Here is a 12055-nt window from a genome sequence, read left to right as displayed (position 1 = left end):
CGTCAAGTGCCGCACCAGTCGGCGATCGCCCAAGCCACCCCTTCCATGGCGACCGGCTCCAGGTGCAGGTGGTGGCCTCCCGGCAGCACCCGGCGCTCGAGCATCGACACCGCGGCTCGCGCCCGCGAGGCCAGCTCCCGACTGCCGAGGATCCCGGTCTCGCCCTCCACCAGCAGCACCGGGCATTCGATGGCGGCCAGCATGGCGAGCGCCTGGTCGGGGCTGAGCCTCACCGGCGAGGGTCGCAGCAGCCGGCCATCGGTACGCAACCGCCAGTGCCCCGCCGCCGGCGACATCAGGTTGCGCACCACCAGCGGCTCGGCCGTTTCGGCGTCGATCGGGGTCGCCCCACCGGCGACCCGCGCCGCCACCGCTGTCCTGATATCAGGATAGCGCGGTGCCGGCGACGCGGGGCGACGATGGGCCAGCAACCCCTTGCGCAATTGCCGCGGTGCCTCGGTGGCCTCCGTGGTCACCGCGCCGAGCCCATCGAGCAACACCAGCCGCTCGATGCGCTCGGGCAAGGCCGCGGCGGTCAGGCAGGCCACCCCGGCCCCCATGGAGTGGGCCAGCAGGGTTGTCCGCTCTAGTGCGAGATCGTCACAGGCATCGAGCAGGTCATGACAGTAATCCCAGAGGGCGTAGTCGCCATTGCCCGGCAGGTGGTGCGAGAGGCCATGGCCGCTGAAGTCGATGGCCACGATGCGGATGCCGAGCCGCTCGACCAGGCGCGGCGCCAGCCGTGAGAAGCTCGCCGCGTTGTCGAGCCAGCCGTGCAGCGCCAGCCAGGTCGGTGCGTCATCATCGCCCCAGCTCAGGGCGGCGAGCCGCCCCTCGGCGAGGCGCAGGGATCGGGAATCGGGCATGGTCAGGCGTCCAGCAGGGTGTCCAGGGTCGTCAGCAGGGTACGACGGGTCTCGTCGGGATGCTCCATGGGAAACATATGGGTCCCCGGCACCAGGGAGACCTTCACGCCGTGGCGGACCAGGCGCCGGCGCCGACGTGGCGTGAGCAGGTCGGAGTCGGCGCCGGCCAGCAGCCCCACCGGCACCGTCAACCGCCGCGGCAGGGTGCCCAGGTGATCGGGCAGATGGCGGAAGATCTCGACCTCGACCTCCGGGTCGTAGACCAGCGCCGCCCGCCCATCGTCGAGCAGTCGGGTGCCCCCCTCGATATAGTCACGCAGGGCCTGCTCGGTGAAGCGCCGGAACAACCCGCGCCGGCGCAGGTACCGGCCCATCGACTCGCGATCGGGCCACACCGTGCGCCGCCCCAGCGTCTTGCCGGCCGGGGTGACCCGGTCGACGAAGCCGAAACGCTTGGCCGCCTTCATGGCCCAGGCATCGAAGCCGAGCATCAGCGGCGGGTCGAGCATCACCACGCAGCGGAAGCGCTCGGGGGCGGCCTCGGCGGCCATCGCCATCAGCACGCCGCCCATCGAGTGCCCCACCCCGATCACCGGCGCCTCGAAGGTAGTCAGGTGCGCGAGCAGCTCGTCGCGCAGCGCCAGCCAGTTATGCCCGACCGGGAAATCCGGGTGATGGCCGAGACGATCCAGCGGGTGCAGGTCGAAGCGCTCGGCCAGCGGCGCCAGGAAGCTGCGGTAGCTGATGCCCGGAAAACCGTTGGCATGGGCGAAGACCAGGGGGGTACGGACGAAAGCGTGGGTCGGCATGGCGGCGTATCCTGACTAGCGGTAGCAGACTAACGTGTTTACCATCGAAGCGACAGGATAACGCAAAAGCAAACATTCGTTTTAACCCATTCCGACAAGCTCCCGCCAGGAGGGATCGTGTCCAAGCCCCGCGACACCCGCCTTCGCAACCGCCTCTTCTTCGCCACCGTGCTCGCCGCCGTCGTCATCGGCCTGTGGTTGGCGCGCTGATGGCCTGATTCCCTCGTGAGATCTCCCCGCTGGCACAAAAAGGCGGCCCGCAGGCCGCCAAGGGTTCCAACTGCTTGCGAATTCGGGGATTTATTCCCGCTGGCCGTCCACCAGCCGCGACACATTGAGCGGATTGTCGTCCTGGAGTGCCTCGGGCAGCAGCCCGGCCGGCAGGTTCTGGTAGCACACCGGGCGCAGGAAGCGCTGGATGGCGGCGCTGCCCACCGAGGTGCTGCGTGAGTCCGAGGTGGCCGGGAAGGGCCCACCATGGACCATGGCGTGGCACACCTCGACGCCGGTGGGCCAGCCGTTGGCCAGCACCCGGCCGGCCTTGCGCTCGAGCACCGGCAGCAGGGTACGGGCCGCCTCGAGGTCACCGTCATCCAGCTGCAGGGTGGCGGTCAGCTGGCCCTCCAGATGCTCGGCCACGGCCTTGACCTGGTCGAGGTCGTCGCACTCGATGACCAACGCGGCGGCGCCGAACACCTCGGCCTGCAGCGCCTCATCCCGCAGGAAGTCGCTGGCGCTGGCGGCGAACAGCGCCGCCTGGCAGGTGTGCGGGCCGTCGCCGGCCGGGCCACGGGCGATCTCCCTGACGTGGGCGTTGGCCGCCAGGGCGCCGACGCCGTCCTGATAGGCGGCGTGGATGCCCGGGGTGAGCATGGTCTGGGCGGCGCTGGCCTGGACCGCCTCGCCGGCGGCTTTGAGGAAGGCGTCCAGCGTCGCGCCCTTGACGCCGATCACCAGGCCCGGGTTGGTGCAGAACTGCCCGGCGCCCAGGGTGAGCGAGGCGACGAAGCCCTCGGCGATCTCACGGCCGCGCGCGGCCAGCGCCTCGGGCAGCAGGAACACCGGGTTGATGGAGCTCATCTCGGCATACACCGGAATCGGCTGGGGCCGCGCCTGCGCCGTCTGCTGCAGCGCCAGGCCGCCCGAGCGCGAGCCGGTGAAGCCCACCGCCTGGATACGCGGGTCGGCGACCAGGGCCTGGCCCACCTCGCGACCGGCGCCGAACAGCACCGAGAAGACGCCCTCGGGCAGGCCGCAGCCGGCCACGGCCTTCTGCACGGCGCGGCCCACCAGCTCGGAGGTGCCGGGGTGGGCGGAGTGGGCCTTGACCACCACCGGGCAGCCGGCGGCCAGCGCCGAGGCGGTGTCGCCGCCGGCCACGGAAAACGCCAGCGGGAAGTTCGAGGCGCCGAACACGGCGACGGGCCCCAGGGCCACATGGCGCTGGCGCAGGTCGACCCGCGGCAGCGGCTGGCGCTCGGGCAGTGCCGGGTCGAGGCGCACGTCGAGCCACTCGCCGGCGCGCACCACGCTGGCGAACAGGCGCAGCTGGCCGCAGGTGCGGCCGCGCTCGCCCTCGAGCCGCGCCCGGGGCAGGCCGGTCTCGGCCATGCCGCGCTCGATCAGGGCATCGCCCAGGGCCTCGATCTCGGCGGCGATGGCCTCGAGGAAGGCCGCGCGGTCTTCCAGCGAGCTCTCGCGATAGGTGGCGTAAGCGGTCTCGGCGAGCTCGCAGGCCCGGGCGACCGCGTCGCGGTCCAGGCCCGGGTAGTCCGGGGCCAGGGCCGTGCCGGTGGCCGGGTCGATGGCGCGAATGACGGCCTGGTCGCCAGTGACGGCGCTTTGGCCGATCAGGGAAGTACCTTGTGGGGTCATGCTGTCTCCCTTGGTTTCCTGGTTCAGTTTTCCTGAAACTGCGCATACATGTTCCGCGCCCGGTTGAGGTGCTGGAACATGGTTTCTCTGGCCGCCTCCGCATCGCGGGAGAGGATCGCCTCGAGAATATAGGCATGCTCCTCCTGGACCCGCGCGAGATAGCGTGCCGAGGCGGACGGGTTGATATCGATGCTGAGCAGCTTGGCCCGAGGGATGCCGCTGGGGCTCAACTGCTCATGGAACTGGTTGAAGAAGGGATTGTGGGTCGCCCTGGCAATGGCCAGATGAAACTCGTAGTCCTCGACTCTAGCCTGGGACTTCTCTGCACACGCCTTGATGAAGGCCGCATGCTTCTCCTCGAGAATCCGGCGATCCTCGTCGTCATGGCGCAGTGCCGCCAACTCGGCCGCCGCCGGCTCCAGGGTCAGGCGCAACTCGAGGACATGCAGGATGTCCTCCACCGTGGTGGGGTTGATGCGCTCCGCCGGGCGCGCCTCGATGGTGGTCGAGCGCAGCACGGTGGTGCCCACCCCGCGCCGCGTCTCCACCAGCCCCAGCGACTTGAGATGGGTGATCGCCTCGCGGATCACCGTGCGGCTGACGCCGAAGGAGTCGCACAGGCTATTTTCCGTCGGCAGCTTCTCGCCCACCTTGACCTTTTCCTGAAGGATCAGCGCCTCGAGCTGGTCGGCGACATGAGCGGAGAGGCTGCCCTGTCTCCCCACCTTGCGTAGATCGAGTTGGGCAACACCACTAACCATATGCGAGTCCCTATTCATAATCCTGAAACCGCCAAACAAAGTATGATGTAATACTATTATAGCAGCAGGAGCAACGAAGGCTGCATCCTCGCAGTGGGCAGGTATCAAAAAATGGAACCACCCGCTAACAAAGCTCCATTCACCCCCCCCCCGCTAATAATGTCACCTCTTGCCAGATATCGCTGCTAACGCTAATAGGACTTTCATCTGCACGATGCTTAAAGGTTGACGCACCCGGCCAACGCACCGAACGCCCCGACTCATCAGGCTGTAAGGTCGAAAGGTGGGAGGTGATGCCATCGACAAGCTCGTCACAGAAATGGCGCCCCCCAAGCTGGGTAGGGTCGAAAAGCATGAAGACCTGGCAACTGCCGGTCCCACTGCCACGATGCAACGCATCAATACGATGACCGGCGCGCCCCTGGGCAAGTAAAGCAGCCAAGGCATCCAGCAGGATAGCGAGCCCAGAGCCCTTCCAGTAACCCATTGGCAGTAGTCGCCGCGTAGCTTGAATTGCGGCAGGATCCCGGCTCAGCTTCCCCTCGGCATCAAAACCGCCATCTACCGGCAATGACTCTCCATGCTCTCTGGCTACCCCTAGACGGCCATAAGAAAACTGCGACATCGCCATATCCAGAACCAGTGGCGTCTTGGAAGCGGGAACCGCCATGACTAAAGGGTTGTTACCGATACCCGGCTCTGCGCCCCCCCACACAGGCATACAGGACTCTGTATTGGTCCACATGATCGCAGCAAACCCCTTCTGCACGGCATGCCATCCATAGCTACCACCCCGCATCCAATGGGTTGTGTCACGCACAGTGACAACGCCTATACCATTTTCTCTGGCCAACTCCATGGCACGATCGGTCGCAGCCATAGCGTTACTCACTCCCAGCCCGAAGCCTCCGTCATAGACCTCGATTGTACCAAGCGAGTTAACTTTGGAAAGTTTCTCACCAGGACAAATCCACCCTCTCCGAATATAGTCTACTAACCTAGGAACTCGGTTTACGCCATGGGAGTTGACCCCATCCCGGGTACTCTCTGCGTAGACTCTCGCGCAGAGACGTGCATCATGTCGAGAGACATCGGCCCGCAATAGCGCTCGCTCAATAGTATCCAAAAGCACTTCAAAAGATACATTTACCATCATGATAGCCGACACTCCTCGCCATGTACAAACTTCAATCCTTACCAATATCCTTTAGCATGGCCTGCAACCCTTTCTCACGCTGCTGAGTGCGGTAATTCTGCCAGAGAGTCAAAGTCAAAAGAATCACAGCCACCGTCAAGAAGGCAATACTGATTGGGCGAGTAAAGAAAGGCGTCCAATCGCCTTGAAAAGTCTGCAGGCCACGGCGCAGATTTGACTCAGCGATAGGCCCAAGAATAAGCCCGAGTATAACTGGCGCAGTGCCAAACCCATAGCGGCTCAGAAAGTAACCCAAGACACCAAAGGCCAGCATAAGATAGAGGTTAAACACATCTCCATCGACACCATAAACACCGATAAAGCAAAACACAATGATCGCAGAAAGCAGTTGTTTCCGAGGCACCATCAGGACCCTGATAAAGAGCTTGATGCCGAGACACATGATCAGAAGCATAAAAAAGTTAGCAACCAAATATGCCAAGAATATTCCATACACAGTCCCACTCTGATCAGCAAAAAGCATGGGGCCCGGCGTTATCCCCTGTATCATCAAACCACCCAACAATACTGCGGTAGCCGCCTCGCCAGGAATGCCAAGCGCCAGGGTCGGGATAAGAGCACCACCGAGCAGAGCGTTATTAGCACTCTCGACCGAGACAATTCCGGCACTATGCCCCGACCCAAACTTTCCAGGCTCTTTAGAGAAGCGACGAGCCTGATCATATGCGACCAGAGAGGCAATGCTACCACCTGCACCAGGCACCGGCCCCACGACAGAGCCAGAAGTAATGCCAACCAACAACGCGCGCCAATTACGAAATGTCTCAAGAAACCTTGGACGAGCAATATCTATTTTATAACCACCATCCTTGAGCCTATTCTTCGGATCATACTCAAATGCATCCTTCAAAACCTGCGAGACTGCAAACAAACCAATCAGAGCTGGCAGAATATTAACACCAGTCAACAAGGACAGCTGTCCAAATGTAAACCTATCCACGCCTGCGATTGGATCCGTGCCTATAGTAGATACAAAAAAACCTATCAAACCAGCAATCAGCCCTTTCAGCAAGGACTTTCCTGACACGGAGGCGATAATAACCAACCCAAAAACACTCAGGGAGAAGTACTCGGCCGCTCCGAACCTCAACGCAAACTCAGCAATTGGAGGTGCCAGCAAGCTCAGTATCACCATACTTGCCACGCCCCCCGCAAAAGAAGCTACGATCGCGATACCAAGGGCTCGCCCCGCTTCACCTTTCTGCGCCATAGGAAACCCATCGAAGGTTGTTGCCACCGACGAGGGTGTACCTGGAATATTCAGAAGAATAGCAGGTATGGAACCACTGGCACCGGCACCACACAGGGCTCCAAGCAGCATCCCGATCCCCATCACGGGGGGCATGCCGAACGTTGCAGGCAGTAGCAGAGCTATGGCCATCGCTGACGTGAGTCCGGGCAGGACTCCCATAATTATGCCCAATAAGGTACCACCAGCGATAGCAAGCAAGGTCCCGAACTGGAACACCATGCCAAGCCCTTCAATATATCCGGAAAGCATATCACCCCCCCTCAGCTTGGCAGTGGAATATTAAAAATCCGAGTAAAAACAAAATAAACAGACACCGAAAGCACAACCGAAAAGGCCATATAAGCCCCCAGCCTCCTCAACTTATCCACTAGCCCTTTATTAGAGAGCTCCACACTAGACACCGCAAGCCCTAATACACAGAACAAGCAGAAAAAAACTGTACTCAAGATATAACCCAATTTCTCAAGAGACATTGCATAAATAATAACAAGCGCGACGACAAGCAGCCACCTCACCCACCCCTTAGACAGAGCTGCATTGCGTTTGTGACCTCCATCCATCTGCTCTTTGGCACCGAACCACTCAAGAGTATCTCGAATGAAACAAGGCACTGCACAGACGAATATCAGCCCCGATATCATCTTTGGGAAAGAGGCGGGAGACAATCCTCCCGCCATGCTGATTTCTGGCAGAGTGGTGGCAAGATAGAACCCAACCGCCGAAGCAACCAAGATAAAGAGATCGAATACTGGCTTACCAACATCTCTAGCCATCAGCAAACCCTCCTTTTACTGAGCCAGATCGCCAGCACTTTCCCGCATAACTTCCGCTGACTGAGAGATGAAGCCATCCAGTTCATCACCATACAAGGGGACTATATCCAATCCCAGATTGGCGGCAGTTTCTTCGAAAGTGCCTTCATCCATGATTTCCTGAATCGCCTCTACCCATTTCTCCTTGACTTCTTCCGGGAGCCCCTGAGAACCGGCAATGCCTCGCCATACTGTCAAAGAAAGATCATACCCCTCCTCCTGAAAGGTAGGCACATTCGGCAGGGATTCACTACGCTCCTGGTAAGACATTCCTAATGCCACGAGGCGACCTGATTGTAACGCTGAGCGTAGTTCGGCGCCGCCAAGAACGACGGCATCAACATGCCCCCCCATCGCCGCAGAGATTGTCTCAGACCCACCTGGATAGGGGATTATATTAAAATCCACTTCAGCGGTGTCGGCGAATGCGACTGCAGCAATGTGCGCAGATGATCCCACACCAGATACACCGACCTGTACTGACACCCCATCTCTTGCAGCGTTAACCATCGAGTCAAGATTTTCATATTCGCTATCACTACCAACAGCAACTACATAGGGTTCTTCCAGGATCTTGGCGATGAAGTCAAAGTCTTGATGAGTAAAGGCAACATTCCCCATTGCTTCCAGAGTCAGCAATGCGTTGCTGGCAGCTGCCAGAGTATAACCGTCTGGCTCTGACGCCACTGCTCGCGACAGGCCAACAGCCCCACCACCACCTGAAATATTTCTAATAACAAGGTTGGTGTCCAGTTTTTCCTCCAGCAAAGGTTGTAGCGCGCGAACGAACGTATCATTCCCGCCTCCAGCCGAAAACGGAACAATTATTTCAATGTTCTTTTCGGGATACTCCGCCAGCACATTGACACTAGCCATCATTGTGGCTGCCGCGGACAAACCAACAAGAAGTTTCTTCATTGTGCTTCCCCTGTATGGAGTTGTGTTTAAAGATCAGCGAACCAACGCTGGCTTCTTGGGATCAAACTTCCAGCCATCTATCAGATACTGCATTGCCATTGCATCGTCTCGACCACTACTCGGCAGTGAGCGATAAAGCCTATTTGCCTCCTCTACAGCCTTCATATCAATATCAACCCCCAGACCTGGCTTATCAGTAACAGTCACCGCCCCATCGACAATCTCAGGGGGATCCAGCGTGAGTCGACAGTCACCTTCCTGCCAAATCCAGTGAGTATCCAGAGCTGTTACTTCTCCAACAGCTGACGCCCCTACCTGAGCGAACATTGCCAGGGAGATATCAAAATGATTATTTGAATGTGACCCCCATTTCATGCCGTGATCAGCACATAACTGAGAGACTCTCACAGCACCTGAAAGCGTCCAGAAATGCGGATCTGCCAGAGGAATGTCAACAGAGCGAAGCATTAACGCATGTGCCATTTCGCGCCAGTTGGTCGCCACCATATTAGTGGCAACCGGCAAGCCGGTCGCATGGCGAAACTCTGCAAGAATCTCCCGGCCCGAAAAGCCCTGCTCGGCACCACAGGGATCCTCGGCATAGGCCAGCACCCCGTCAAGTCCACGGCACAGGTCAATGGCTTCTGTTAGAGACCAGGCGCCATTGGGATCAATGGTCGTGCGAGCTTCAGGAAAAGCTTTCGACAGCTTCGTTACAGCTTCGATCTCTTGTTCTCCCGAGAGTACTCCACCTTTGAGTTTGAAGTCCCGAAACCCATAACGATCTTGTGCTGCCTGGGCAAGCTCGATTATACGAGAGGGCGACAACGCTTCCTCGTCACGTAACCGATACCAGTCATGCTCCCGCCCGGCCGTTCCGCTGCGATAGTCAAGCGGGGTCGTGCCTTTATCACCAACAAAGAACAAGTAACCAAGCACTTCAACACTATCACGCTGTTTCCCGTCGGCCAGCAATTCAGCGACTGGTACTCCAAGAAGTTTTCCCAGCAGATCCAGCAAGGCAGCCTCAAGGGCAGCCACTGCATTCACGCGAAGCTCAAACGTCCAGGCACCCTGTCCGAAATCTTCGAAATCAGCACCTTGTCCGCTACGGCTCAGCGATGCCACCAACTTGCGAAGCTTCCCTAGAGACTGCCCCTCTATCAATGTTCTTGCTTGTTCGAGAGAGCGTTGAATGGTTTCACCACCTGGTGCCTCGCCCACCCCAATGTTTCCAGAGCTATCCTTCAGGATCAAAATATTCCTGGTAAAGTACGGAGAGTGAGCGCCACCAATATTAAGCAGCATACTGTCACGACCTGCAACAGGCACCACCCTATAGTCAGTAACGATTGGCGTAGAGGCCCCTGAAGTCATCATTTATCCACCCGGTAAAATTTCCCACAACCCCTGATCACGACAAGCAGGAGTGCTCAAGAACATCAACTATGAACAATTCTCTCAATGAGCATTTCCAATTTAGCCACTTCCTCCTCACTAGGCATTTCCAGTGGTGCTCTAACATTCCCAGCAGGCTTGCCGATGATCTCGGCCCCCGCCTTGATCAGGCTGACGGCATAGCCCGCCTTCCGGTCCCTGAGATCCACGAAGGGAATGAAGAAGTCGTTGGTGATCCGCTTGACGACCTCACGGTTGCCCTTGCGCAGTTCCTTGTAGAAGGTCACGGCCATGTCGGGCACGAAGTTGAACACGGCCGAGGAGTAGGTGTTGACGCCGATGGACAGATAGGCCTCGGCGAAGATCTCGGCGGTGGGCACGCCACCCACATAGACCAGGCGATCGCCCACGGTCTTGACGATCTTGTTGAGCGCCTGGATGTCGCCCTTGCCATCCTTCAGGCCGATCAGGTTGGGGCACTGGTCCGCCAGCGCCTGGACCGACCCGGCATCGAGGATGCCGTTGCCGCGGTTGTAGTAGATGACGTTCACCGCGGTCGAGTCGCAGATCTGCCGGGCATACTCGACCAGGCCATCCTGGGGGCACTCGGTCAGGTAGGGCGGCATCAGCAGGATGCCGTCGGCACCGACCTCCTCGGCCGCCCTGGCGAAGGCCTTGCCGCTCTCGACGCTCAGCCCGGCGCTGGCGATCACCGGCAGCTTGCCGTCCACTGTCTCCACGGCGACGCGCACGATCTCGCGGAATTCATCGAGCGACAGGTTGAAGAACTCGCCAGTGCCGCCGGCCACGAAGACCGCCGAGATGTCGTGGCTGATGAACCACTCCAGCCGCCGGCGATAGCTCTCGGCGTCGAAGCGGCCCTCCTGATCGAAGTCCGTAATAGGAAACGACAGCAGGCCATCGCCGATGGCCTTTACCACTGCTTCTCTGGAAAACTTCACGCAACCGTCCTCATGCTTTCCGGGGCCAGGGGCTCCCCGACCGCCTTTCGGGTGACCGACAACCGATTTGTTGTCATACATCATACAAGCGACAACCTAATTACCCTCGCAGCATCAAGCAAGCAGAAATCGGCAAATTACGACCAAAGTTGCACGACGGGCCGCCTACGCGGAGACGCTTCGCCGGCTAAGGGGTATCATGGCGCCTGCCCACCTCGACATGGAGTCACCATGAGCCTTGGCGCCCTGCTGATCGCCAGCCTGAACATCACACTGCCGGTCTTCGCCATGGTGTTCCTCGGCTACCTGCTCAGGCGCCTGGCCTGGATCGATCACGCCTTCGTGACGACCGCCTCGCAGCTGGTGTTCCGGGGCACCATGCCGGTGCTGATCTTCCTGAGCATCATTCGCGCCGACCTCGACACGACACTCAACCCGTCACTCCTGGCCTTCTTCGCCCTGGCCACCCTCGGCACCTTCCTGCTGAGCTGGGGCTGGGCGATCCTGAGGGTGCCGCAAGCCGCGCGCGGCAGCTGCATCCAAGGGGCCTTTCGCGGCAACTGCGGCATCGTCGGCCTGGCCCTGGCGGCGGGGATGTATGGCGAGGTGGGGCTCTCGACGGGCGGGCTGCTGCTGGGGGTGGTGATCATCACCTACAACGCCTTCTCGGTGGTAGCGCTGGCCAGCTACCGGGAAGGACGAGGTGCCGACTGGCGCAGCATCTTCGCCCATATCGCGCGCAATCCGCTGATCCTGGCCGTGGTGGCGGCGCTGCCGGTGGCGGCCCTGGAGGTGGAGCTGCCCAGCTGGCTGATGACCTCCGCCAACTATTTCGCCTCCCTCACCCTGCCGCTGGCGCTGATCTGCGTGGGGGCGACGCTGTCGCTGCGCTCGGTGAAGGCCTCGGGCGGGCTGGCACTCGAAACCAGCCTGATGAAGATGGTCGCGCTGCCGGCGCTGGCCACGGGCGCGGCCTGGCTGGTGGGCTTCGAGGGCCGCGAGCTGGGGGTGCTCTTCCTGTTCTTCGCCAGCCCCACGGCGGCGGCGGCCTTCGTGATGGCCAAGGCCATGGGCGGCAATGCGGCCCTCACCGCCAATATCATCGCCCTGAGCACCCTGATGGCCAGCCTGACCATCACCCTGGGCGCCTTCGGCCTGAAGGCTGTTGGGCTGATCTGACGGCCTA

At 60.4% G+C, this 12055-nt stretch carries 11 protein-coding genes; 1 reads left to right on the top strand and 10 read right to left on the bottom strand.

Annotated features, from left to right (window positions below):
• Nucleotides 1-2: 2 nt before the first annotated feature.
• From AC5W54_RS11845 to kdgD, 10 genes are all read right to left on the bottom strand, one after another.
• Complete coding sequence (locus tag AC5W54_RS11845; protein WP_495962295.1) at nt 3-866, bottom strand: alpha/beta fold hydrolase; 864 nt, start codon at nt 864-866, stop codon at nt 3-5.
• Between the two features lie 2 nt (nt 867-868).
• Nucleotides 869-1675, bottom strand: a complete 807-nt coding sequence (locus AC5W54_RS11840; RefSeq protein ID WP_495962294.1) for an alpha/beta fold hydrolase — start codon at nt 1673-1675, stop codon at nt 869-871.
• A gap of 300 nt (nt 1676-1975) precedes the next feature.
• Nucleotides 1976-3550 (bottom strand): aldehyde dehydrogenase (NADP(+)), encoded by a 1575-nt coding sequence (locus AC5W54_RS11835; RefSeq protein WP_495962293.1) that lies wholly within the window; start codon nt 3548-3550, stop codon nt 1976-1978.
• Between the two features lie 23 nt (nt 3551-3573).
• Nucleotides 3574-4311 (bottom strand): FadR/GntR family transcriptional regulator, encoded by a 738-nt coding sequence (locus AC5W54_RS11830; protein WP_495962292.1) that lies wholly within the window; start codon nt 4309-4311, stop codon nt 3574-3576.
• Between the two features lie 139 nt (nt 4312-4450).
• Nucleotides 4451-5464 carry a 3-dehydro-L-gulonate 2-dehydrogenase gene (gene yiaK / locus AC5W54_RS11825; RefSeq protein ID WP_495962321.1) on the bottom strand — a complete coding sequence of 338 codons (1014 nt, stop codon included), beginning with the start codon at nt 5462-5464 and terminating at the stop codon, nt 4451-4453.
• Nucleotides 5465-5498: 34 nt separating this feature from the next.
• On the bottom strand, nt 5499-7028 hold the full coding sequence (locus AC5W54_RS11820; protein ID WP_495962291.1) for a tripartite tricarboxylate transporter permease: 1530 nt from the start codon (nt 7026-7028) through the stop codon (nt 5499-5501).
• Between the two features lie 11 nt (nt 7029-7039).
• The gene (locus AC5W54_RS11815) at nt 7040-7552 is read right to left on the bottom strand and encodes a tripartite tricarboxylate transporter TctB family protein (RefSeq protein ID WP_495962290.1); all 513 of its coding nucleotides are present in this window, start codon (nt 7550-7552) and stop codon (nt 7040-7042) included.
• Between the two features lie 15 nt (nt 7553-7567).
• Nucleotides 7568-8509, bottom strand: coding sequence for a tripartite tricarboxylate transporter substrate binding protein (locus AC5W54_RS11810; RefSeq protein ID WP_495962289.1), 942 nt, complete (start codon nt 8507-8509; stop codon nt 7568-7570).
• 33 nt (nt 8510-8542) lie between these two features.
• Nucleotides 8543-9817 carry an enolase C-terminal domain-like protein gene (locus AC5W54_RS11805; protein ID WP_495962288.1) on the bottom strand — a complete coding sequence of 425 codons (1275 nt, stop codon included), beginning with the start codon at nt 9815-9817 and terminating at the stop codon, nt 8543-8545.
• Between the two features lie 134 nt (nt 9818-9951).
• Entirely contained in the window at nt 9952-10869 is a 918-nt protein-coding gene (kdgD, locus tag AC5W54_RS11800) for a 5-dehydro-4-deoxyglucarate dehydratase (RefSeq protein ID WP_495962287.1), read from the bottom strand.
• A 231-nt stretch (nt 10870-11100) separates the two neighbouring features.
• Between kdgD and AC5W54_RS11795 the strand changes: the two genes are divergently transcribed.
• Nucleotides 11101-12048 (top strand): AEC family transporter, encoded by a 948-nt coding sequence (locus tag AC5W54_RS11795; RefSeq protein WP_495962286.1) that lies wholly within the window; start codon nt 11101-11103, stop codon nt 12046-12048.
• Nucleotides 12049-12055 lie beyond the last annotated feature (7 nt).

Source organism: Halomonas sp. LMYGS-3 (genome assembly GCF_059509875.1).
Note: the sequence above shows the minus strand (reverse complement) of the source record. Positions and strands in the feature narration are given on the sequence as shown.

Excerpts from the sequence above, each read along its gene's own strand:
- AC5W54_RS11845 (WP_495962295.1), bottom strand. The coding sequence starts at position 866 with ATGCCCGATTCCCGATCCCTGCGCCTCGCCGAGGGGCGGCTCGCCGCC.
- AC5W54_RS11840 (WP_495962294.1), bottom strand. The coding sequence starts at position 1,675 with ATGCCGACCCACGCTTTCGTCCGTACCCCCCTGGTCTTCGCCCATGCC.
- AC5W54_RS11835 (WP_495962293.1), bottom strand. The coding sequence starts at position 3,550 with ATGACCCCACAAGGTACTTCCCTGATCGGCCAAAGCGCCGTCACTGGC.
- AC5W54_RS11830 (WP_495962292.1), bottom strand. The coding sequence starts at position 4,311 with ATGGTTAGTGGTGTTGCCCAACTCGATCTACGCAAGGTGGGGAGACAG.
- yiaK (WP_495962321.1), bottom strand. The coding sequence starts at position 5,464 with ATGGTAAATGTATCTTTTGAAGTGCTTTTGGATACTATTGAGCGAGCG.
- AC5W54_RS11820 (WP_495962291.1), bottom strand. The coding sequence starts at position 7,028 with ATGCTTTCCGGATATATTGAAGGGCTTGGCATGGTGTTCCAGTTCGGG.
- AC5W54_RS11815 (WP_495962290.1), bottom strand. The coding sequence starts at position 7,552 with ATGGCTAGAGATGTTGGTAAGCCAGTATTCGATCTCTTTATCTTGGTT.
- AC5W54_RS11810 (WP_495962289.1), bottom strand. The coding sequence starts at position 8,509 with ATGAAGAAACTTCTTGTTGGTTTGTCCGCGGCAGCCACAATGATGGCT.
- AC5W54_RS11805 (WP_495962288.1), bottom strand. The coding sequence starts at position 9,817 with ATGCTGCTTAATATTGGTGGCGCTCACTCTCCGTACTTTACCAGGAAT.
- AC5W54_RS11795 (WP_495962286.1), top strand. The coding sequence starts at position 11,101 with ATGAGCCTTGGCGCCCTGCTGATCGCCAGCCTGAACATCACACTGCCG.